Source organism: Altericista sp. CCNU0014 (genome assembly GCF_044923475.1).
Classification (GTDB): domain Bacteria; phylum Cyanobacteriota; class Cyanobacteriia; order Thermosynechococcales; family Thermosynechococcaceae; genus JAAURS01.
In genome coordinates this window covers 1,599,589-1,621,377 of the sequence record NZ_CP137338.1, presented here as the reverse complement: position 1 = coordinate 1,621,377, position 21,789 = coordinate 1,599,589, and the positions used below count along the sequence as shown (strand labels likewise).

Here is a 21,789-nt window from a genome sequence, read left to right as displayed (position 1 = left end):
GCTGGCTCATTCCCCGCGATCGCGGGTTGCGAGTATGCTGGCTTCCGCGCTTTCTACCAGTCCGGCTGTTTCCTCCAGCAACGTCCGAATCGCCTGGAGTAAAAAATCTGGCTCGATCGGTTTGGCAACGCGAGCTTGAAATCCAGCAACCAAAGCTTGTTGTCTGTGAATTTCGCTCGCGTAAGCGGTCAGCGCAATTGCAGGAATTTTTGCGATAGGGTCGGGATAGTGCTGTCTGACTTGACGGATGAATGCGTAACCGTCCATATCGGGCATCCCCACATCGCTCACGATCAAATCGAATTTTGTTTGGTTCAAACAGTTCAGTGCTTCTATCGCCGATTCTACATTCGTTACCGTTGCTCCATCTTGCTCGAGCAAAAAAGCAATTAACTCGCGCGAATCGCTGTCATCGTCTACGCAAAGGACGTGCAATCCATTGAGATTCCAATCTGCGCGATCGCCGGGCAATCGGTCGGGTGAATTCTCCCTCGATTCCGCTGCGATGGGAAGCCTTACGACAAACGTCGCACCTCGTCCTTCGCCAGGACTGTCTGCCCAAACAGTCCCGCCGTGCAGCTCGACCAGATGGCGCACGATCGCCAATCCCAATCCCAATCCACCAAATTTTCGAGTCGTCGTACTGTCAGCCTGACGGAAGTAGTCAAAAACGTGGGGCAAGAAATCGGGGGAGATCCCTTTGCCCGTATCGCTGACGGTAATCTGAGCGGTGGCGGTGGAGGGGGGCGGTGTTGCGATCGCTGCTTTCCCGTCTCCCTGTCGATCCATCTCCCCTTCGTCTCCGCGCTCGCGCTCGATCTTTTCCAAGCGCACCTCGACTCGACCGCCCGGCGGGGTAAATTTAACGGCATTGGAAAGCAGATTCCAAACGACCTGTTGCAAGCGACCGGAATCCCCCAATACGCACCCGACGTTCGGTTCTGATACTGTCTGAATCTGGATGGATTTAGCTTCAGCGGCGAGCCGGACGGTTTCGGAAGCGGCCTTAATGATGGAGGTGAGATCGATGGAGCTGGTGTTCAAATTCAACTTGCCCTGAAGGATGCGAGAAACCTCGAGCAAGTCTTCAATCAGTTGAGCCTGTAACTTGGCATTCCGCTCAATCGTTTCGAGAGCATATTGCGTTTTTGCTTCGTCTTGCTGCTTCGTTCGGAGAATTCTCGCCCAACCCAGAATGGGATTGAGCGGCGATCGCAGCTCGTGGGATAGCACGGCAAGAAATTCATCTTTAATGCGATTGGCTTGTTGCGCCTCCTCTGTCTGCCGCTGTAGAGAGAGCATGAGCTGGTTGAGGCGATCGTTCTGCTCTTTGAGGGTCACTTCTGAGCGTTTGCGCTCGGTAATGTCTGACAAAATGTAAACAGCCCCAGCAAACGCTCCATTCTCATCCAAAACCGGATCTACCGATTTGGCGAACCATCGTCCTTCCGGGTGGAGTTCCAAAACTTGACGCTGATGCGTTTCCCTGGCGCGACGAAAACAGAAACCGTCACCCACGCCCAATACGGAGCGGATCAGTTCGTGATGGACGCGACCCAAGATTTCATGGGAGGGCTTGCCTAAGAGCTGGCTCATCGATCGATTGGAGCGCAAAATTTTACCCTCCCGATCGACCAAACAAACGCTATCTTTGATGGAGTCAAATGTCGTTTGCCACTCCCGTGCGGATGCCAGCGCGACTTCCTCTGCTCGTCGAATGCGTAACAGCGATCGCACAGTAGCGACCAACTCGATGGGTTCCACGGGTTGCACGAGATAGGCATCGGCACCGCTGTCCAGCCCTTCCGCTTTATCTTGACTTTGGACGAACGTAGCCGAAAGGTGTAGCACTGGAATCCTTGCCGTTTTGGGATCTGACTTGATTTTGCGGCAAACTTCAAAGCCGTTCAAATCGGGTAGTTTTACATCCAAAACCACGAGATCGGGCTGGTGCTGGGCGATCGCTTCCAATCCCTCAATTCCCGTTGCTGCTTCTATCACCGTGAAGCCTGCATTTCTCAAAATCCGAGCCACGACATAACGGTTCGCTTCATTATCTTCAACGTGCAAAACCGTCATCCGGGGTTCAGACATGGTGGTTTCCTCTAAACTTTGAAAACGAGTCCGCCTTTGATGAGTGCATTTCGGAATTGAGCGATTGCGGTAGTTTGGGACGTCGTTTCTTTTGAAAGAATTGCAATACTCTGTTTTGCAAGGCTGCTTTGCGTTTCGGGCTCTAATTGCGTCGAAGAGCGAACGATCGTGGGAATGGATTGGGTGATGGGGTCGCGCTTCAGTCGGTCGAGAACCTCAAATCCACTCATCTCGGGCATTTGCAAATCGAGAACGATCGCGGTGAGTTGCTCGCGCTGGGCGATCGCCAACCCCTCCCGCCCGCTTTTAGCTTCTAAGATTTCTACAGGTACGCCTGCCAACCACTGTTTCATAACGTATCGAGATGCAGCATCGTCGTCGATCAGCAAGACTCTTTGAGTCGTACCACGACTAATCACACTATTGATTTCACTTAGCAAAGTCAATCCATCAATAGGCTTAATTAAGACGACCCTGGCTCCCAAGCCCAATGCCCGGTGTTCGTCCTCCGGGGAAGTAACAACCAACACGGGTATCGTGCGAGTTGCCGCTTCTGCTTCGAGTTCTTGCAAAAATTCCCCAACCCCTTGCGATTCGAGGAGAACATCGAGAACGATAACCGCAGGCCGAAGTTGCTGCAAGACTTGCCTTGCCCGTTCTAGCGTTCGAACGGAAATCCATTCATACCTCGACGCTTGCAGATGCGGGCCGCCCAACAGCGTTTCGGCATGCGACCCGATCGCTAAAACGGTCAGGTCGGCGGGTTTGAGCGGTAGAAGTGGGGGCTGCAAGTGCGGAGTATCGATCGCTTTGGGGTAGCTCGTCGGAAGAGAGAGCGAAAAGGTAGAACCTTTCCCCAGCGTACTTTCAACGCAAATCATCCCGCCGAGCAGTTCGGCTAACTTGCGCGATAGAGGCAACCCCAAGCCCGTGCCCTTCAACCGCCTTTGGACGTGCGACTCGAGCTGCACGAAATCTTCAAAAATGCGTTCTAGGTCTTCCGGTGCGATACCGATACCCGTGTCAGATACGGAGAAGGTAACGCTACCGTCGATTTGCGCGGCCTTAACGCGCACTTCTCCTCGCTCGGTGAATTTTAAGGCGTTTGAGATAAAATTTCTGAGAATCTGAGTCACTTTGCTTTCATCGCTGTAGAGGGGAGGAATTCGATCGGATTCTTCAAAAATCAGGGCTACGGTTGAGTCTTGGGCGATGAGCGGGCGCAACATTCCTCGCAACGTGCCAAACAAGTCGCCGATTGTAAAGGAACTGGGGCGCACCTCAATTTTTCCAGCTTCTACCTTCGCTAGATCGAGCAAATCGTTGACCAGCTCGGATAATCCGTCCGCTGCCTTTTGAATAAACGTTATCTGCTTTTCCTGCTCTGGGGTCAAGTCCCCATCCATGCGGGCCAGCAGCATCCGCGAAAGCGACAGAATGGAGTTCAACGGCGTGCGAAACTCGTGACTCATGTGAGAGAAAAAACGGGTTTTTAACTCGTTTGCTTTTTGCAAAGAGTTTGCTTTTTCATCCAGTTCGGCATACAGCGCCACCACGCCTCGATTGGTATCTTCTAATTCTCGGTTGAGTTGGTTGAGTTCTTCCTCGCGCTTGCGCAGTTCTGCCATGGCTTGCAGCAGTTCCTGGTTCTGTCGCTGAATTTCTTCGTAAGGATTCTGCGGCGATCGCTCCATTACCGCCTCTCGAATCTGCTGCAATTGCGCGTCGGTCAGGGTCAGCGCCTGCATCGGCAAGGCTTTGCCGAGCAAAATCGTCGTTCCCTTCCCCGGCAGCGATTCGATCTCAAACACATCCATCAACCGACGCGTACCCACAATGCCCATTCCAATTCCCGTTGGGGAAATGTATCGCCCCGCTAAAACATCGCTGAGATGCGGAATACCCTTACCTCGATCGCGAACTCGAATTTGAAAGATGTGCGGGTCCCCCTCCACGTAAAATTCAACCGATCCTCCCTCGGCATACTGAAAAGCATTGCGGGCAATTTCTGAAACGGCAGTTGCCAGTCGCGCCCGATCTTGGGTGTCAAATCCCAATTGCTCGGCCAGTTCGCGCGTCCGCTGCCGAGCCTGCACCACATCCTGCTCGTAGTGAATCTCGAGCGCAAACAGCATCGTCATCGGACTGCCCCCTTAACCACCAATACCGTCGCATCATCGCGTTCCCGGCTAAAATCTCGGTACAGCACGCCAGCAATGAGGCTGGGATGTTTGAGGCTCAAGCCGGGATAGCGATCGAGCCGCCAGTGAGCGCTTAAGCCATCGGAATGCACGATTGAGAGTTCGTTGCCGTACCAAGGATAGGTAAACTCTTGAATTTTGCGCACTTCATGGCCGACGGTGCCGTTGTGAGAGACCAGGTTGCGATGCCCGGTTGGGGACCAGATACTGCCTGCAATATTGCCAACGCCCGCAAAGCGAACGGACGATCGCTCGAAGTCAATTTCAGTAATGGCAAGTGCCGCTCCGCGCGTGCTGCGCAAGGCGCCATGAGCCACTGCGACGATCTCCGCAGGCGATCGATGAGAGTGCTCCTGAAAAATCCTCACGGCTTCTGACGACGCGATCGCAGCAGCGGGCCCGTGACCTAAACCATCTGCCACCAGAAATAAGCTGCGGTTCGCGCTGGCTCGATAGGCCCAGGCATCGCCCGAAACCGTCTCCCCTTGCTTGGGCAAACACACCACTCCAATTTCTAAGCTCGTTTCCGGTCGAGCGGACGGGGGTTTGGACCAGGCTTGGGCGAGAAGTGCCGTCCCCTTGCCCGCACAAGAATAAAGTTCGAAAACAGCGGAAAGGCGACGAATGGCACCCAGCCCGTTACCCGACGTTCCAGCGCTGGAAAACCCATCTCGCAGGCACTCAGCGACATCGACCATCCCCGGTCCTCGGTCGAGAGATAAGATTTCGATACCGAGGGTTGACTCCTGCTCGATCGCCCGCAACAATATGACTCCACCGCGAGCGTGATACAGCAAATTGTTGGCCACCTCCATGACCACAATGCCAATTTTGCCCCGTTCTGTTTCTTGAAACCCGAGACGGTCTGCCAAAGCCAAAGCCGCCCGTCTGGCTTCCCCCGTCTGGCTTTGTTCTGTAATGGCAATGGAAATCGATTCGCTCATGTTATTTCCATCGTACGATGGTCACCCGCGTCCCCTCTCCCACTATCGACTCAATTGCAAATTCGCTCGCGAGTCGTTTCGCGCCGCCCAGACCCATCCCCAAGCCGCTGCCCGTCGTAAATCCATCTTTGAGTGCTAGCTCGAGATCGGGAATGCCCGGACCCCGATCTTCAAAGACGAGCCGGAGTCCCGTTCGTCCTGCTTCTTGCAATACTTCTAGCTCGACGCTGCCGCCACCGCCATAATCTAGGGTATTGCGGGCTAATTCGCTGGCGGCTGTCACTATTTTAGTTTGATCGACCAAGCCAAAGCCGATCTCCACCGCAAGCTTGCGCGCGGCTTGGCGAACCAGCACCACATCCACAGAAGATCGAATCTGGAGCATTTCAGGCTTCTGCACGATCGTCCGCATCCCCTCGACTCGCAGCGACCGGGGCCTGAATCTCAGCACCCAAGGACGATCGCAACTGTGCCATGCCCTTTTCTACGTTTAAGGCCGTGCGAACCTCCGCAAGCGATAGCCCCAATTCCACCAACGTGATGGCAACCGCCGGCTGCATTCCGACGATAACCGTTTCGGCATCCAGCACCCGCGACATTTTGGCAATGTTGCCTAGAATTCTGCCGATGAAGGAATCCACGATCTCCAAGGCAGAAATATCGATCAGAACCCCGCGCGCGCGACTTTGGACGATGCGATCGGTTAGATCCTCTTGGAGCGTCATCGCCAGGCGATCGTGCATATCCACCTGGATGGTGACGAGCAAGAATTCGCCCATGTGCAGTATGGGAATGCGTTCCATCCGTTCCTCCGATCGGTATTTAAGGTTGGGTGCGAGCGATGGTCGTTCCCACGCGCTTGAGCGCCAACATGAAGGCATCGGCAAGCGTTGCTTTAGTAATCACGTTCGTCAAATCGATACCCAGATAGACGATGGTCTGCGCAATTTGCGGGCGAATGCCGCTGATAAAACAATCCGCGCCCATGAGCCGCGCGGCAGTGACCGTTTTGAGAAGGTGTTGAGCGGTGAGGGTATCGACCGTAGGCACCCCCGTAATATCGATAATGGCAACTTCCGACCCGGTTTCGACGATCTTCTGCAATAAAGACTCCATCACCACTTGCGTGCGGGCGCTATCCAAGGTGCCAATGATGGGCAATGCCAGAATGCCCTCCCACAGCTTGACCACAGGGGTAGACAGTTCCATCAGCTCTTCCTGCTGCCGCGCGATGACTTCTTCGCGCGCCTTCTGGTAGGCTTCTACCGTGAGCAAGCCCAGTCCGTCGAGTAAAGTCGTCGCTTGCCAAATCTCTCGACCCAGTTCGGCAGGGTCTTGCAAGTCCTGTTGCAAACGATCAAATAAGGGTTGTTTGAACGAAAAGACAAAGTGAGCGGTCTCGGAAGGGGTGAACCCCCTTTGCGATCGCGTTCTAGAAACGCTCGCCAACAGTCCCCGCACCTCTTGCCACTCTGCTGTCTGAATATCGGTCATATTCCCCCGCTGAACTGCCCTGCGCAGTAACTTGAGGAACTCCCGACATTCCTCTTGCAGTTCGGCTGCTTCGAGCGACCCTTTCCGAGGGTTGGTAGCAGCTAACTGCTGGCTCCACGCTGCCAGCAGATCGGCTTCGTAGGTTTCCAGAAGTTTGGGAATCTTGCTTTCGCTCGTTGTCTCCACGATAAGCCTCTGCAATCGGTGCACAGTTAGTTTAGGTTGACTTGCGATCGGGTAGCAAGTCGGAACCGAGCGATGTTCAGCTTTATAGAAATTTAACCGACCTAAATTAGAGAAGCGTCAGATGAATTTGGATATAGCCCATAAGCAATAAGATTTTGTCTGACTTGGATTCGAGTTGAATCGTTAAATCGCAGCAGAAAAACAGTGGTTCGTCCAGTTGCTGACAGACCCAAAATATAGCCTTCTTGAAGCTGAAAATGCTCGCTCCATAATTGGATGCGAGGGTTAAAAAGGAGGGTAACTTTTCCACTCACCGGATCGATGCTGGTGAGATCTGAACCTTTGTGGCGATTACAGGGAAGGCAGGCTAGAACTAAGTTATCGCTGGCAGTCTGACCACCATGTTTGAGCGCAATGAGATGATCGACTTCGTGATGATAGATCGAAAAGGCTTCAGGCAAAAGACAGTATTCGCAATAGCTTTGCGCTCGGTCAATAACCTGCTGCCGTAGTGCAGCAGACACATAAACACTCATACCGAAGGCAATCTATCTTGTTTCGGATAGGTTGAAGCATAGGCTCTGATTTTGAGCATGGCCATCAGAGAATCTAACTGTTCGTAAAGGTCTAGCTCCGAAGTCTCTGAGGCACTGAGCGCTGCCTCGCGATTTTTCTCAAGCAGAGTTTGGAGTCGCAACTGAGCGGATTCCGATACTTTGTAACCCAGAATTTGCTCTGAAGTAGGTTGGCTCACCAAAAAATCTAAAACTTCCTGATAGGTGGGAGGTGGCTCAACCGCAGCAACCGGAAGCCCTAATTCAGAAGCTGTCATCCCTGGCAACGTAGCCGAAATCAGACGTGTAAAAAGTTGAGAAAGCCGATCTTGAAAAGGCTCTAACCGCTGAGCTAGTTCGTCTGAAACTTCAATGGTGATTTGTACCATGGTGCGCTTTGAGGGGCAAATTACAGTGCTTCGATTATCCCTAATCTATTTTACGCTCCGTCACCAGCGTAATGCTGACCCATTCTCCCCGATCGCCATAACTCCGCACCATCCGCTTCCTCAACCTCGGCTCCACCAACCACCCCGCCTCGATCGCAAACGGCGTTCGCGGCTGAATCTGCTGGGGAAATAATGCCGAGGCACCCCCTGGCAAACACAAAAGCTGCATCGGCTGAGCGCCTTCGTTAAAGTGCAGGCAATTCCCATCGATCCGAGCTGAGGACTGAATCCTATGGCTGCCAAACTGGAGAGCTTGGGTGAGGCGATCGCCCTCCCGCTCCACCGCAAGATGAGTTTGAATCACATTGGGCGATCGATTATCGGCATAGAGCGTGACCGCTTCCCCTTCCCAAACCCCAACCAACGCATCCGCCGTTAGCGGGGGAGACTCCGCCTCGTTCCCCGCACGACATTCGCGGATGAGAGTGAGGTCGGTGAGGACCGCACCCGCCTCAAAGAGCTGGACCAGGCGCAAACGGCGATCGCCCTCGATCAGCGCAAACTCCGCCCCAAAGCGCACCTGGGGCGCGTGCTGAAGAGAACCTTGAGAAAAGCACCCATTCTCAAAAAAAGGAACCTGAAGTCCGGGTCCGGGATAATTGAATTGCAGCGCAACCTCTGGGGATGCTTCGCGCTGGAGCGTAAAAAACACCGTTTGCCCGTCTTCCGAAAGCCGGAGCACGACTTCGCTAGGCGTATCCTGGAGCCAAACACCTGCTGGCGACAGTTTTGTAAAAGACCCCGTCCAGGTTCCCAAATTTTGAAGCAATCCCTGCCATTGCGCTGCCATGTTGTGACCTCAACCAAACGTTCGCCCAGGATCGGGAATCCACCCTATCGGAAGGACGGTAATGTATCGCAAAGCGGTGGAAGGAGAGGGGGGTAGGCCGCTATACTCCATATAATAGTAATTGAACGCTTTCGTCAAAATTGGTGGACCACAGGTATGTCATCCTTTGCAACGTCTAATGCACGGGCCGAAATGAGCGAGCTGCGTCGGCTGAGAACGCTCTTGCCGCCGGAGTTGCAAAGTTGGGTGACGGTAGAAGCCAATATGGCCAGCAATCCGCCCCTGATTACTTGCGAAGAAATTGGCAAAGATCAAGTCGAGGTGCAGATCAATCTAGCCCGCTGGGATCAACTCGCCAAAGATCAGCGCAATTTGCTGTTTTGGCACGAGGTCGCCCGCATCCAGAACGACACGATCCCCAGAGACGGTTGGGAAATGGCCGCCTTGGCCATCGGTCTGGGCGGTGCGGTGGGCGAGCTGTGGGTGCAGGATGGCCTCTTGCTGCTTTTAGCCATGGGACTGTGCGGATTTTCAGGCTGGCGGCTCTACCAGCGCAACAATTCGCAGAATGCCCTAGAGCACGCCACGGCTGCAGATGAAAAGGCGATCGCCCTTGCCACCCGCTTTGGCTACACGTTGCCCAATGCTTACAAAAGTCTCGGCAGCGCGCTTAAGGTTCTCGCAGAGCAATCTCCCAACAAACGCAAGCGCAAACAAGTCGAAGCGCGCCTACAGGCATTGAAAGCCAGCGCCGCCGAAGCAAAAGCGCGGAGTCAAGCAATGCGCGGCAGTAACCCGCAGGCTTCCTACGGATCTTCCTATCCTTAAGACGCACCATCGCTTATTTTTTGCATGACTCCAACCCAAACGCCGACGGCAAGCCTCAAAGCGCAGTTCGAACGAGTGCGCCAGCTCAGCGAAGTCCTTTGCGCCCCGCTCGCCACTGAAGATTATGTGGTTCAGAGCATGCCGGATGTCAGTCCGCCCAAGTGGCACCTGGCCCATACAACTTGGTTTTTTGAGACCTTTTTGCTCGCACCCTACCTGCCGGGTTACGAGGTTTTTCATCCCCAATTCGGTTATTTATTTAACTCCTACTACGAAGCCATCGGCGATCGCCATCCCCGCGCCCAGCGCGGCCTCTTGACCCGACCGACCGTAGCGGAAGTCTATCAATATCGAGCCTACGTCGATGCCGCCATGCGGTCGCTGCTCCAGAGCGGCGACCGTCCCGAACTCGAAGGCCTCATCACCCTAGGGCTGCACCACGAACAGCAGCATCAAGAACTGTTGATGACCGATATCAAGCATATTCTGGCGTGCAACCCTCTACGGCCTGCGTATCGAACGAACCTGCCAGAACAAAATGAAGGCAACCTTCAGCCCGCGTGGCTAGAATTTTCCGGCGGGTTGCGCGCCATCGGCCACGATGGAAGTGCCTTCGCCTTCGACAACGAAGGGCCGCGCCATCCAGTCTATTTGCAGGACTACTGCCTCGCCTCCCAACCCGTCACCAACAAAGAATACTTAGAATTCATCGAAGCAGGCGGCTACCAAAATCCCGAATACTGGCTGGCCGAAGGGTGGGCGACGATCCAAAGCGAGGGCTGGACGGCACCCCTGTACTGGGAGCGCGGGGATAGAACCTGGAAAGTGATGACCCTGGGGGGGCTGCGATCGCTCGACACCGCCGCGCCCGTCTGCCACGTCAGTTTTTTTGAAGCCGATGCCTACGCCCGCTGGGCTGGCAAGCGGTTGCCCACCGAAGCAGAGTGGGAGATTGCAGCCTCAAACTTACCCCTTCAAGGCAACTTCCTAGAGCAAGGCTATCTCCATCCCATTCCATCTCCAGACCAGAGCTTTCGGCTCTACGGCAACGTTTGGGAGTGGACGCAAAGCGCGTATTTGCCCTACCCAGGCTTTCAACCCAGCGCTGGCGCAGTGGGAGAGTACAACGGCAAGTTCATGTGCAACCAAATGGTGCTGCGGGGCGGTTCCTGCGTCACCCCGCCGGGCCATATTCGCGCCACCTATCGCAACTTTTTTCCAACTTCGGCGCGATGGCAATTTTCAGGCATTCGTCTGGCCCAGTGAGATAAGCTTAAACACATTAGAAAACAATCGAACGATTAGCCGAGCAATAGCCTACTTCTGCTGTGTTGGCCTGCCTAAATGCGCTTCGACATGCCCCGTAGAACCATACCGCTCCGAATCATACTGGTTGCGACGTTCGTGCTTCAAACGGCCACAGCCGTTGGCCTGACGATGTGGCTGGCGTGGAATAACGAGCGGCGCTCCATTGAGGAGCGAAATCGATACGTGCAGGCCGAAACGCTGACTCGAATCGGCGAAAAGCTCGACGAGTATCTGGAATCCTCCACTGTGATCAATCGGCTCAACCGCGCGGGCATTTCCAATCGAGAATTAAGCCTTCAAGATCCCGATCGATTGACGCAGCACTTTTGGAGGCAGCGCAGTCTGCTGACGACGGTACCCGTTACGGCAATTTATTTCGGCAGCGTCAACGGCGAGTTTGCAGGACTGGGGTTTCAAGGCGATCGCACCTGGCAGGCCAGCCGCGTCAATGCGAAAACTAAAAGAAAGTTCTATAGCTATGCTGTAAACGCTCGAGGTCAAGTTCGCAAGCGGCTGAAAAAGGGGCAATGGTACGACCCTAGGAAAAGGCCTTGGTATGCTAACGCGCTAAAACCAGGCAGTAAAGGCTGGAGCGGCATTTATCAAGACTTTAAGGAATCTAGACCGAGATTGACCTTTTCAGAGCCCGTCTACAGCGCGAACCAAACCCTTCTGGGCGTGACTGGAGTGGGCTTTTCCTTAGAGCAAATCAGTACGTTTCTGCGATCGCTCGTTACCCAGCAATTGCCCGGTCTGGCGATCGTCGATCGCAAAGGCCAAATTGTAGGCACTTCATCCCAGCAACTTCCCTTTAAAGTCGATCGCGGTAAAGTCGAACGCATTACAGCAGCAAACCTGAGCGATCCGCTGCTGCAGCACATCGCCCCCCACATGCCCGACCTGCTCGAACAATGGAGCGCCCGCGAGCCATTGCAGCACGCCGCGCTGTCAAGCCAAGGCAGCAACTACACCCTCTGGTCCGCCCCAGTTCGGAAAGATTGCGGTCTGGATTTTCTAGTCGTGGCCGTTGTGCCCCGCGCGACGTTCTGGCAGCAAGTCCCCGAACAAAACCGAGAAAGTCTGCTGCTGGGAATTGTAGTTCTAATGACGGCTATTTTATTTAGCCTCGTGACCGCACGTCGCCTCAGCCAGGGTCTTAGAGAATTGATCCGATCCGGCGAGATGCTGGCTCAAGAAGGCCCGCAGGGCTTCACGCACAACTCCATTCGCGCTAGTTTCGAAAACAGTCGCATCGAAGAGTTAAGCAATCTTGCCAAAGCCTTCAACCGGATGGCAATTCACTTGCAAGGCTCCTTCGACGAGCTCGAGGCGAGAGTACAAGAACGAACTGCGGCACTGCGACAGTCTGAAGAAAAATTTGCCAAAATTTTTTACACCCACCCCAATCCCATTGCGATCAGCCGCGTCAGCGATGGAAGCCCGATCGACGTGAATGACAGCGCCCTCGATTTATTCGACCTCGAACGCGGGGAGGTATTGGACAAACGCAATTTCGACCTGGACTTAGGGATAGATCCAGTCCAACGCCAGCAGATGATTCAGTCGATTCAAACCCAGGGTCCGGTGCGGGGCGTCGAAAGCTATCTGAAGACAAAACGAGGAGATCGCATCATTCTTTACTCGGCAGACTTGATCGAGGTTGACGGGGAACCCTATCTCATCAGCATCCTCTACGACATTACAGACCGCAAACGTGCAGAAGAGGCGTTGCGCCGCTCCGAAGAAAAGTTTGCAAAGATTTTCCACTCTAATCCCAACCCGATGACCATCAGCCGGATTAGCGACGGGCGTATTTTAGATGCCAATACGAGCGCTTTAGAATTTTTTGACGCGCAAACCGTCGATATTTTAGAAAAAACGAGCTTTGAGTTACAGTTATGGGCAGATCTCGAGCGCCGCGAACAAGTCTTTCAAATGCTCCAGCAACACCAAGTGGTGCGCGGTTTCGAGTGCGACTTTCGCAATCGAAAGGGGAAGATTCGCACGGTGCTCTTCTCGGCAGAGATGATTGAAGTGGACGGTCAGGTTTGCGTAGTGAGCACGATGAACGATATCAGCGATCGCCGCCGGGCCGAAGTCGCGCTGCAACAAGCCAAACTAGAGGCCGAAACGGCCAACCAAGCCAAGAGCCGATTTTTGTCTAATATGAGCCACGAACTGCGCACGCCCCTCAACTCAATTTTGGGATTCGCCCAGGTGATGAACCGCGATCTCTCTCTCTCTGAAATCCAGCGCGATCGGCTGGATATTATCAATCGCAGCGGAGAGCATCTCTTGGAGATGATTAACGACGTGCTAGATATGGCAAAAATTGAAGCTGGGCGAATCGACATTAACCTCAACTGTTTCGATCTGCACTACCTGCTCAAAACATTGGAAAGCATGTTCTCAATGCGAGTATTTTCCAAAGGCATCGCGCTAACCGTCGAGCAATCGTACAACGTCCCGCAGTTTGTCGTCACCGACGAAGGCAAGCTTCGCCAGATTCTCATCAACCTCATCGGCAATGCGATCAAATTTACCGATGAGGGTCATATTTGGGTTAGGGTTCGCTTTTTAGAGGATCGGGATTCTGAGGAAAACCCAACCTCGCTCCTATCCTTCGACGTGGAAGATACCGGTGTTGGGGTCGCCAGCACCGAACTCGACTCGATTTTCGAAGCCTTCGTGCAGAGCAAACAAAGCAGCAGCGGTCCGCAGGCTGGCACCGGACTAGGGCTACCCATCTGTCGAGAGTTCGTGCAACTCCTCGGTGGCGGTATCTCTGTCTCTAGCAAACTGGGGCAAGGTTCGCTGTTCCAATTTTATATTCCTGTCGAAGCAGTCTCCGAACCCCTGCTGATGCCAGAACCTCAGGTCGTGGGGTTAGCGCCCGGACAGCAGAAATACCGCATTCTAGTGGCGGACGATCGCTGGGAGAGTCGGCAGCTGATGATGCACTTGTTAGAACCCTTGGGCTTTGACATTCGAGATGCCCGCGACGGACAGGAGGCCGTTGCGGTCTGTCAAGATTGGAACCCTCACTTAGTTTGGATGGACATGCAAATGCCCACAATGGATGGCTATACCGCCACCCGGCACATTAAAACAAACCCTCAGAGCAATACGGTTGTCGTTGCGCTGACCGCCAGTGCCCTAGAAGAAAATACGGATGCGATTCTGGAGGCGGGCTGCGATGCGATCGTTCGAAAACCGTTTAGAGAAGCCGAAATTTTCCAAGTTCTCGCCCAATACCTAGGCATTCATTTTGCTGTCCGAGTCCATCAGCAATCTGTCCGTAAAAGTGGTATAAAACAGCCTATGGATACCCTAACCCTAGAGTCGCTCCGAACAATGCCAAAGGAGTGGATCGCTGAAGTTCACCAAGCCGCTCAAAAGGTAGACAATGCTGTATTGTTGTCGCTAATCGATCGCGTTTCGGAGGAGAACGGCGAGCTTCGGGAAAACTTAACGCATCTGGTCCGGAATTTCCGATGCGATGTCATTTTTGAGCTGACTGAAAACTTGTTATGAAAACTGCCTTGGACGCGTCATCCAAAATCGATATTCTGATTGTTGATGACAAGTCGGAGAATCTTCAAGTGCTTTCAGCGCTGTTGACGCAGCAAGGATATAGCGTTCGCGGCGTAGTCAGCGGTGCAATGGCACTCAGGGCAATTCAATCGGCACCGCCGCATTTAATCTTGCTAGACATCATGATGCCGGAGATGGATGGCTATGATGTTTGCCGTCAGCTCAAGACGGATCCGCAAACCGAGGCGATTCCGATTATTTTTATCAGCGCGCTAGACGAGGTCTTCGATAAAGTCCAAGCGTTTAAGAATGGTGGTGTGGACTACATCACCAAGCCCTTTCAATGGGAAGAAGTTTTGGCGCGGGTCAGAACGCACCTGAGCTTGTTTGCCGCCCACACGGCGCTGAGCGAACTCAATTCAAAACTAGAGCTGCGGATTTTGCAGCGCACCGCACAGCTAGAAGCGGAGACGGCCCAGCGCTACGAGGTCCAGCAGGAGCTACTGCATTTAGCTTTGCACGATCCGCTCACGGGGTTGCCCAATCGAACCTGTTTTAGCAACCTCCTCGCGCAAGCATTAGACCACGCGCAGCAGCAGCAGCACTATCGTTTTGCGGTGCTCTATCTGGACTGCGATCGCTTCAAAATGGTCAACGACTCCCTCGGACACTCGTTGGGCGATCGACTCTTGGTGGCTGTTGCCAAGCGGCTCAATGCTTGCTTGCAGTCCGCAGGACAGCTCGCTCGTCTGGGGGGCGACGAATTTGCCATCTTGCTCGAAGATATTTCAGACAAAATGGAAGCCATTCGCCTGGCAGAGAAGCTCAATCGCGCCTTGAGCGAGCTTTACACCATCGAGCAGCACGAGATTTTTATGAATGCCTGCATCGGCATTGTCATCGGCGATGGGCGGTACGAGCAGCCAGAACATCTCCTCCGCGATGCAGATACGGCCATGTATCGCGCTAAATCACTGGGAACGGGACGGTTTGAGATCTTTGACGATGCCATGCATCTCCAAGCCCGCCAGCAGCTTCAGATTGAAATTAATTTGCGCCGTGCGACGGAACGCAGAGATGAATTTTCCATTTACTATCAGCCCATCGTTTCGATTAAGACGTCTCAAATTACGGGATTTGAAGCGCTGATTCGCTGGCCCCAAGCCAACGGTCAAATTATTCTGCCGGAGATCTTCATCCAAATTGCTGAGGAGACAGATCTGATCGTCCCTATCGATCTTTGGGTCATTCAACAAGCCTATCGGCAACTTCGAACTTGGGCATCTCGATTTCCAGACCTCGCACCGCTCGTCATGAGCGTCAACCTTTCCGCCAAACACTTTTTGCCCGAAAATCAGCCGAAGCTCCTGAGCGTCATCGACGACATCTTGTCCCAGCAGCAGAGCTTAGAACATCAGCTCAAGCTAGAAATTACTGAAAGTACGATCGTCCACGACCCTGAAGGAACGATTCGATTTTTGCATAAGCTCAGAAAGCGGAACGTTCAGCTCAGCATCGACGACTTTGGCACCGGTTACTCGTCTTTGAGTTATTTACATCGATTTCCTGTCAATACGCTTAAAATCGACCGACAGTTTGTCAAACAGGTCCAGGCCCCCGGCCAAGAGTGCGACATTATTAAAACCATTACGGCGCTGGGCCATCAATTGGGACTCTCGCTGGTCGCTGAAGGGGTGGAAACTCAAGCGCAGTTGGACTACCTCAGCACGACTCATTGCCAGGAAGTTCAGGGTTATTTGTTTTCGCCACCCGTCCCGACCGCTCAGGCGACGGAATTGTTGATCGCGCAGCAGGAACGGCTAAAACAGCTTTCAGTGTTCTAGCACCCTACGACCGAAGCATCTGGCTGTTCGCAGGCTCCAATACTCACCCAGGTACTCGCACCGTCTTCCCAGTGCTCTTTTTTCCAAATCGGGGCTTGATGCTTGAGCGTGTCGATGGCGTACCGACACGCTTCAAAAGCCTCACTGCGATGGGGACAACCGACGGCAACCAGCACGCTAATTTCGCCGACGGTCAATTTTCCGGTGCGGTGGTGAATGACGAGGGTATTCACTGCTGCCCACTGGCGCCCAACGTCCCGAGCAATTTGCTCGAATACTCTCAGCGCCATGGGTTCGTAGGCTTGATACTCTAAAAAAGCTACGGGGCGACCTTCAGTTTGCTCCCGCACGGTGCCGCTCATGAGGACGACCGCACCATTGCCAGGACAATCGGCGATCACGTAGGCCTCCGCCAAGGACAGGGGCGCAAAAGTGAGGCGAAAGTGAGTCTGGGCAGCAGCGCCTGCAACAAAAGATGTAGTCACGTTGTCCTCAAAAGACACAGAGTAAGACCGTTCTCCTATCATAGGATCGTAGAAGCCTTTTGCCGTGCGTGCTGAGCTAGGTTATCCTACAATTTTCAACTCGGTCGATCGAACTCAAGACGATAACGATAAAGCGCGACGGGATGGTCTTTGGCTTTAAAGTAATCTGGATCTTGCGGAGATAAATAAATAGCAGTGACCTGATTGGCTTCAATATGCGGCGGCTCGACCGATATCAATTGATAAGAGATTGTATTCTCGACGCGGTTGAAATAAATTTGCGACGCACTCCGAAAGGTTTGTAAGTAAAGTTCGCTGCTGGCAAATGCGCGATCGAATGGTGTTTCAACCCCGCGATCGCCGATCTCCGCTGTCAAGCTTTGCCCGTTCTCAAACACTGCCACCTGACGGTTGGGAGATTGCGGATCTACCCTAATGGACCGCAAAACCCTTTTCCCCAAGGTTGCCTCGGCTAAACTCATTCCGTTATAGACGCGGTCTGCCACAATGTTGGACTTCTCAGGAGCGATCGCTCCTACAGGGAAAGGCGATCGTACAGGCAAGGTTGCCACCTTCGATCTGTCTGGCCCAAACCGCACGGAAAAACGAACAGGCTGCTGAAGCATTTTGCGACTGGCATCAAATCCTGGTGCCGCAACTGCTGGTGCAAGGGGTGCGGCAACATCTGTTAGAGTGCTTGTGACTTGCCACGTACCTGCCATCCAGTCCGGGTAGTACAGATCTCCTTTAGCGGGCTGAAGGATGGGCGGCGATTTCCAATCAGGAAACTGCTCCAGTCGAGCTTGCAGCGGATTTACACTGGCCGCTGCAAGCGTCGATTCATTGGCGCAAAAGGTCAGAATCGCAGTGAATAAGAGCAGCCAAAATCGCTTGATAGATACCATCGATCGCCTGAAGAGCTTAAGCCTTTCGATTTTCGCATTTTGAGCGAACAAAATACTTCGAGCCTTCAGCCTCAGCTCACCACTAATCCCTCGAAAAAGGTCAGCGGTCCAAATTCAAAATCGTGGATCGTCAGCTCGTTTTCGTAGATGGTTAGTTTGCGGGGCTGGCATAGGTGAGTCCGTACGGAAACAATATGCGCGCCTTCGCCCTTTAAATCTTCTAAATACCCGTCTTGGGCGGCATTGGCTTCCGATGGATTTTCAAACGGACCAAAGTAATAAATACAGCTGGGATGCGCGGTAAAAACCTCAATCCACCAGCTAAATCTGAGGGCAACGTAGTTCGGGTCAATGGGGCAACTCATAATCGTAACTCCTGAGATAAGGGAAGACGTTAAATGTCGGTCTGGCCTCAATCTCACTCCTCGCTTGAATCTGCTGTACACACTTACAGACATTGCGTTTCGCTTTGGTGGTTGGTTTTAGCGATCTATCTCCCAACCTAGAATGGCTGCAATCTTAGCAGCTAGAGTTAAGGGGTCAAAGGGTTTGGCGATCGCCCCCACTGCACCCAATTCTAAAAACCGATGCCGTTCGGTCAGGCTGGCCTGTTCTGTCAAGAAAACGACTGGGATAGACCGCGTTATTGGGTTCGCCTGAAGCTGCGCCAAGAAGTCGGCAATCTTCATTGCGGGCATCGTTCCTTCCATCAAAATAGCGTCCGGGCGCTCGATTGCGGCCTTATTCAGACCTTCCTGAGCCGATGTGGCCAGCTGAACTTCCCACCCCCCTAAAGTCGTCAAACAGGTTTGCACGATCTTTTGCATATTCGGTTCGCTGTCGATCGCGAGAATTCGTTTCGTCGCTGCCTCAACCATAGATGCGTTTTAACTTGTCCTGTTTCCGTGCTTGACGATGCGGTATGTTAGGTCGACCTTTCAGTCGCGTCTTTCTATCAAAGTAAAGAAGAAAAGTGAGGAAACGATAAGAGAAGTCTTTTTTTTGACGCAGCGGCAGCAAGGACGCTACCAACCCAATATTTTCGCCACTCGCTTAGCCAGATCGAGGGGATCGAAAGGCTTAGCCAGCACGCCAGCAATATCGAGCTGAGCGTATTCGCTTTGATGGGCAGACTGCATTTTGGCTGTCAGTAAAATAACTGGAATGTTTTGAGTGCTCGGATTTGCTTTAAGCCGCCGCAGAACCGTGAGTCCGTCTAAATCTGGCATCATCACATCCAGCAAAATTGCATCTGGCTGCAGCGCTTCGGCATGGCGTAACCCTTCTGTCCCAGATGAGGCGGTCAAGACCGTCCATCCCCCCAGCTTTTGCAAGCAGATCTGAATGACCGAAACCAGATTTTCTTCGTCGTCGATGAGCAGAAGGCGCTTTGCTGTCATGACTACTCCGTCGGGATAGGAATGGTGAAGTAAAACGTACTGCCTTTGCCCACAACACTCTCAACCCAAATTTTTCCGCCGTGCTGCTGGACGATATTGCGGCAAATCGCCAATCCCAAGCCAGTCCCCCCTTCATTGCGCGAATCGCTCGCGTCAACCTGCTGAAACCGCCCAAAAATCTCCTCTAGCTTGTGGGCTGGAATGCCTCTTCCTCGATCTCGAACTTGGAACAAAATCCGATTGGCCTGGATGGAAGCCGTCAGCGTTACGTGACTCGAAGGCGGTGAAAACTTAATCGCGTTACCGAGAAGATTGACCAGGGTTTGGATAATGCGATCGGGCGCTACCCAGATCTGAGCCGAGAGCGGCGAACAGGAAAGATGGATTTGATTTTCTTCAGCAAGGGGCTGCAGCACTTCGATAGATTGCTGCATGAGGGTAGCCGCACTACACCATTGCTTATCTAGCACGACTTTGTTGGATTCGAGTCGCTCTAGGTCGAGAATATCACTCACGAGGCGCACCAGCCGTTCTGTCTCGATCGTTGCAATGTCAAGCATGTGCTGCGCAGTATCCGGGTCGTCCTTGAGAACGTCGGACGCGAGCAGCCCCAGGGAGCCGCGAATCGACGCTAGCGGCGTCCTCAGCTCGTGGCTGACGATGGAGATGAACTCATTTTTCATTTGCTCGATGGCACGGCTTTCCGTAATATCTTCAACGGTGCCGACATAGCCGAGCAGGTCGTGGGTCGTCGATAAAATTGGCGCAGCTTTGATTTTACACAGCCGAACGGTTCCATCTTTACGGACGTGACGCAGCTCGACGGAACTCTCTTGCTTTGCCAACATATCGGCAGAGCGCTCGGGCAGGAGTTTTTTTAAATCTTCAGGGTGAATAAATTGCTGCCATCCATCCCCCAAGGTCTCCTCTAAGGTGGCCCCGGTGATTTCTCGGTAACGAGGGTTGGTATAGATACATTTGCCCTCCGCATCGTTTCTAAAAATACCGATCGGGGACGCTTCGCTGAGGGAGCGAAAGAGCGCTTCGCTCTGCTGGAGCGAAGCTTGAGTTTGTCGGCGCTCTCGCAGCTCTTGCTGGAGCTGCTGGTATAGCTCTGCTTGCTGCAGGGCGATCGCCATCTGGTCGGCAATCTGTTGGAGCAGTTCCGCTTCGTCCTGCTGCCACTGTCGATAGTCAGAGCAGGCATGAACGATCAACAATCCCCACACAAAGGGCGAGCCGTCTTTGCGACGCTGCACGATGGGCGCGACGATTTTCGATTTCACGCAAACCGACGCCATAAACTCTGCCAGACAAGCGGCCCAGTCATCGACCGCCACATCCGGTACAATTCGAGGATTGCCTTGGCAGTAGTACTCGTAGCAGGCTTGAGAGAACCATTCGTCGGGGAAGCGCATTTCTGCGGTGACTGGATAGTCAGGCAAGACAGATTCTTGAACGACCGCACCCGTACCGTCTGCAACGAGCTGAAAAATTAAGGCTCGATCGGCCTGAAGCAGTTGACGCACCTCATCGACCGCAGTGGGCAAAACCTCGCAGAGGTCGAGGGACTGACGGATCTTTTGCGTAATGCTTTGGAGGACTCGTTCGCGAGCAATTTGACGCTGTAGAGCCGCTTCTGCCTGTTGGCGGAAACGCAGCTCCTGCTGGAGGTCGCAATTGACTTGGCTTAATTCGGCAGTGCGAATTTGAACCCTGGACTCTAAATCTTGATTCAAACGCTGTAAAACAGCTTCAGCTTGTTTGCGCTCGCCGATATCCTTCATGAAGCAATGATGCCCCGTAAATTGCTTCCGGTCGTTATAGGCGGAGACCATAAACAACTGCTTGTAGAAAACAACCCTATCTTTACGCACGCCTCTGGCTTCGACTTCAACTTTGCCATCGGCAACCATCGCCTGGTAGGCTGCTGTCAATTTATCTAAATCTTCAGGATGAACGGTTTTGCGCCAATCCATCCCTAGCATTTCTTCAGGCTGGTAGCCTGCCATATGCGCATAGGCTTCGTTGACTGCGATGTAGCGTCCCTGAGCGTCCAATCGCGAAATACCTTCTACGGCATTGCCCAAGGCTTCGCTCATTTCCCGCAGCACAATTTCGTTGCGCTTGCGCTCCATCAGCTCGCGCTGGGACTGCTGGTATAGCTCTGCTTGCTGGATTGCAATTCCAACCTGGGTGGCCAGCTTCTGAAGCAAACTGATTTCTTCCGGTTGCCAAGACCGAGGAGCGCAGCAATGATGGGCGATCAGCAATCCCCACAAACCTTCCCCCTGGAGGATAGGCACCACTAGATTGGCCCGTACCTGAAACTGAGCCAGCATGTCAATATAACATTGGCGAAAGCCCGAGGCACAAATATCCGAATTGGCACTAACGTGTCCCTGCTGGTAGAGGTCGGCATATTGTTCGCTAAAGCAAGGATCGTGGATCGAGATGGATCGGATAGAACGCCACTCGGCCCCGACCGATTCTGCGATCGCCCGACCCACCCGATCTGGCTCGAAACAAAAGATAATGACTCGGTCTGTAGCGAGAAACCGCCGAATTTCCGTAACGGTCGTCTCTAAGACCTCTTCTAAATCGAGCGATCGCCGAATTTGCGTAGCAATCTCGTTTACGAGCCAGCTCTGGTCGATCTGCGGCGGACAGGCCTGTTTTAGGGCGGCTTTGAGCCTCGCCACTTCGGCTTGCAGGGCTTCTATCTCAGTTGCGAGCTGCTGTTGGGTTTGACTCATGGTACTGGGATGGACAG

Annotated in this window: 19 protein-coding genes; 4 read left to right on the top strand and 15 right to left on the bottom strand. The window is 53.3% G+C overall.

Translation table 11 applies throughout. The features are described from left to right. Positions 1 to 6: 6 nt before the first annotated feature. From R6H26_RS08135 to R6H26_RS08095, 9 genes are all read right to left on the bottom strand, one after another. On the bottom strand, positions 7 to 2,094 hold the full coding sequence (locus R6H26_RS08135) for a response regulator (protein ID WP_404789861.1): 2,088 nt from the start codon (positions 2,092 to 2,094) through the stop codon (positions 7 to 9). An 11-nt stretch (positions 2,095 to 2,105) separates the two neighbouring features. Next, positions 2,106 to 4,235, bottom strand: a complete 2,130-nt coding sequence (locus R6H26_RS08130; protein ID WP_404789859.1) for an ATP-binding protein — start codon at positions 4,233 to 4,235, stop codon at positions 2,106 to 2,108. Continuing rightward, on the bottom strand, positions 4,232 to 5,239 hold the full coding sequence (locus tag R6H26_RS08125) for an ATP-binding protein (protein WP_404789857.1): 1,008 nt from the start codon (positions 5,237 to 5,239) through the stop codon (positions 4,232 to 4,234). The genes R6H26_RS08130 and R6H26_RS08125 overlap by 4 nt, the downstream gene beginning before the upstream one ends. A gap of 1 nt (position 5,240) precedes the next feature. Further along, entirely contained in the window at positions 5,241 to 5,639 is a 399-nt protein-coding gene (locus tag R6H26_RS08120) for an anti-sigma regulatory factor (protein WP_404789855.1), read from the bottom strand. Next, positions 5,626 to 6,042 carry an STAS domain-containing protein gene (locus tag R6H26_RS08115; protein WP_404789853.1) on the bottom strand — a complete coding sequence of 139 codons (417 nt, stop codon included), beginning with the start codon at positions 6,040 to 6,042 and terminating at the stop codon, positions 5,626 to 5,628. The genes R6H26_RS08120 and R6H26_RS08115 overlap by 14 nt, the downstream gene beginning before the upstream one ends. A 19-nt stretch (positions 6,043 to 6,061) precedes the next feature. Continuing rightward, positions 6,062 to 6,919, bottom strand: coding sequence for an STAS domain-containing protein (locus tag R6H26_RS08110; RefSeq protein WP_404789852.1), 858 nt, complete (start codon positions 6,917 to 6,919; stop codon positions 6,062 to 6,064). Between the two features lie 101 nt (positions 6,920 to 7,020). Further along, on the bottom strand, positions 7,021 to 7,455 hold the full coding sequence (locus tag R6H26_RS08105; RefSeq protein ID WP_404789850.1) for an HNH endonuclease: 435 nt from the start codon (positions 7,453 to 7,455) through the stop codon (positions 7,021 to 7,023). Continuing rightward, complete coding sequence (locus R6H26_RS08100) at positions 7,452 to 7,862, bottom strand: hypothetical protein (protein ID WP_404789849.1); 411 nt, start codon at positions 7,860 to 7,862, stop codon at positions 7,452 to 7,454. Before R6H26_RS08100 ends, R6H26_RS08105 begins: the two co-directional genes overlap by 4 nt. Positions 7,863 to 7,902: 40 nt before the next feature. Further along, positions 7,903 to 8,712, bottom strand: coding sequence for a DUF3598 family protein (locus R6H26_RS08095; RefSeq protein WP_404789847.1), 810 nt, complete (start codon positions 8,710 to 8,712; stop codon positions 7,903 to 7,905). A 156-nt stretch (positions 8,713 to 8,868) separates the two neighbouring features. Between R6H26_RS08095 and R6H26_RS08090 the strand changes: the two genes are divergently transcribed. The 4 genes from R6H26_RS08090 to R6H26_RS08075 all read left to right on the top strand — a co-directional run bounded on the left by R6H26_RS08090 (position 8,869) and on the right by R6H26_RS08075 (position 16,226). Next, positions 8,869 to 9,540, top strand: a complete 672-nt coding sequence (locus R6H26_RS08090; protein WP_404789846.1) for a DUF3318 domain-containing protein — start codon at positions 8,869 to 8,871, stop codon at positions 9,538 to 9,540. 24 nt (positions 9,541 to 9,564) lie between these two features. Beyond that, the gene (gene egtB / locus R6H26_RS08085) at positions 9,565 to 10,806 is read left to right on the top strand and encodes an ergothioneine biosynthesis protein EgtB (protein WP_404789844.1); all 1,242 of its coding nucleotides are present in this window, start codon (positions 9,565 to 9,567) and stop codon (positions 10,804 to 10,806) included. A 90-nt stretch (positions 10,807 to 10,896) separates the two neighbouring features. Then, positions 10,897 to 14,382, top strand: a complete 3,486-nt coding sequence (locus R6H26_RS08080; RefSeq protein WP_404789842.1) for an ATP-binding protein — start codon at positions 10,897 to 10,899, stop codon at positions 14,380 to 14,382. Further along, positions 14,379 to 16,226: an EAL domain-containing protein gene (locus R6H26_RS08075; RefSeq protein ID WP_404789840.1), complete on the top strand. Its 1,848-nt coding sequence runs from the start codon at positions 14,379 to 14,381 to the stop codon at positions 16,224 to 16,226. Before R6H26_RS08080 ends, R6H26_RS08075 begins: the two co-directional genes overlap by 4 nt. Here the strand turns inward: R6H26_RS08075 and R6H26_RS08070 are convergent. The 6 genes from R6H26_RS08070 to R6H26_RS08045 form a co-directional block, all read right to left on the bottom strand. Then, positions 16,223 to 16,711 carry a molybdenum cofactor biosynthesis protein MoaE gene (locus R6H26_RS08070; protein ID WP_404789839.1) on the bottom strand — a complete coding sequence of 163 codons (489 nt, stop codon included), beginning with the start codon at positions 16,709 to 16,711 and terminating at the stop codon, positions 16,223 to 16,225. The genes R6H26_RS08075 and R6H26_RS08070 overlap by 4 nt on opposite strands. A 95-nt stretch (positions 16,712 to 16,806) precedes the next feature. Further along, entirely contained in the window at positions 16,807 to 17,616 is an 810-nt protein-coding gene (locus tag R6H26_RS08065; protein ID WP_404789837.1) for a DUF6816 family protein, read from the bottom strand. A gap of 71 nt (positions 17,617 to 17,687) precedes the next feature. Further along, the gene (locus tag R6H26_RS08060; protein ID WP_404789835.1) at positions 17,688 to 17,981 is read right to left on the bottom strand and encodes a DUF1816 domain-containing protein; all 294 of its coding nucleotides are present in this window, start codon (positions 17,979 to 17,981) and stop codon (positions 17,688 to 17,690) included. 117 nt (positions 17,982 to 18,098) lie between these two features. Continuing rightward, the gene (locus tag R6H26_RS08055) at positions 18,099 to 18,494 is read right to left on the bottom strand and encodes a response regulator (protein ID WP_404789834.1); all 396 of its coding nucleotides are present in this window, start codon (positions 18,492 to 18,494) and stop codon (positions 18,099 to 18,101) included. A gap of 147 nt (positions 18,495 to 18,641) precedes the next feature. Continuing rightward, positions 18,642 to 19,016, bottom strand: a complete 375-nt coding sequence (locus R6H26_RS08050) for a response regulator (RefSeq protein ID WP_404789832.1) — start codon at positions 19,014 to 19,016, stop codon at positions 18,642 to 18,644. A 2-nt stretch (positions 19,017 to 19,018) separates the two neighbouring features. Continuing rightward, positions 19,019 to 21,772 (bottom strand): GAF domain-containing protein, encoded by a 2,754-nt coding sequence (locus tag R6H26_RS08045; protein WP_404789831.1) that lies wholly within the window; start codon positions 21,770 to 21,772, stop codon positions 19,019 to 19,021. Between the last annotated feature and the right edge of the window lie 17 nt (positions 21,773 to 21,789).

Excerpts from the sequence above, each read along its gene's own strand:
- R6H26_RS08100 (WP_404789849.1), bottom strand. The coding sequence starts at position 7,862 with ATGGTACAAATCACCATTGAAGTTTCAGACGAACTAGCTCAGCGGTTA.
- R6H26_RS08080 (WP_404789842.1), top strand. The coding sequence starts at position 10,897 with ATGCCCCGTAGAACCATACCGCTCCGAATCATACTGGTTGCGACGTTC.
- R6H26_RS08090 (WP_404789846.1), top strand. The coding sequence starts at position 8,869 with ATGTCATCCTTTGCAACGTCTAATGCACGGGCCGAAATGAGCGAGCTG.
- R6H26_RS08045 (WP_404789831.1), bottom strand. The coding sequence starts at position 21,772 with ATGAGTCAAACCCAACAGCAGCTCGCAACTGAGATAGAAGCCCTGCAA.
- R6H26_RS08130 (WP_404789859.1), bottom strand. The coding sequence starts at position 4,235 with ATGACGATGCTGTTTGCGCTCGAGATTCACTACGAGCAGGATGTGGTG.
- R6H26_RS08125 (WP_404789857.1), bottom strand. The coding sequence starts at position 5,239 with ATGAGCGAATCGATTTCCATTGCCATTACAGAACAAAGCCAGACGGGG.
- egtB (WP_404789844.1), top strand. The coding sequence starts at position 9,565 with ATGACTCCAACCCAAACGCCGACGGCAAGCCTCAAAGCGCAGTTCGAA.
- R6H26_RS08060 (WP_404789835.1), bottom strand. The coding sequence starts at position 17,981 with ATGAGTTGCCCCATTGACCCGAACTACGTTGCCCTCAGATTTAGCTGG.
- R6H26_RS08115 (WP_404789853.1), bottom strand. The coding sequence starts at position 6,042 with ATGGAACGCATTCCCATACTGCACATGGGCGAATTCTTGCTCGTCACC.
- R6H26_RS08095 (WP_404789847.1), bottom strand. The coding sequence starts at position 8,712 with ATGGCAGCGCAATGGCAGGGATTGCTTCAAAATTTGGGAACCTGGACG.
- R6H26_RS08055 (WP_404789834.1), bottom strand. The coding sequence starts at position 18,494 with ATGGTTGAGGCAGCGACGAAACGAATTCTCGCGATCGACAGCGAACCG.
- R6H26_RS08105 (WP_404789850.1), bottom strand. The coding sequence starts at position 7,455 with ATGAGTGTTTATGTGTCTGCTGCACTACGGCAGCAGGTTATTGACCGA.
- R6H26_RS08075 (WP_404789840.1), top strand. The coding sequence starts at position 14,379 with ATGAAAACTGCCTTGGACGCGTCATCCAAAATCGATATTCTGATTGTT.
- R6H26_RS08050 (WP_404789832.1), bottom strand. The coding sequence starts at position 19,016 with ATGACAGCAAAGCGCCTTCTGCTCATCGACGACGAAGAAAATCTGGTT.
- R6H26_RS08135 (WP_404789861.1), bottom strand. The coding sequence starts at position 2,094 with ATGTCTGAACCCCGGATGACGGTTTTGCACGTTGAAGATAATGAAGCG.
- R6H26_RS08065 (WP_404789837.1), bottom strand. The coding sequence starts at position 17,616 with ATGGTATCTATCAAGCGATTTTGGCTGCTCTTATTCACTGCGATTCTG.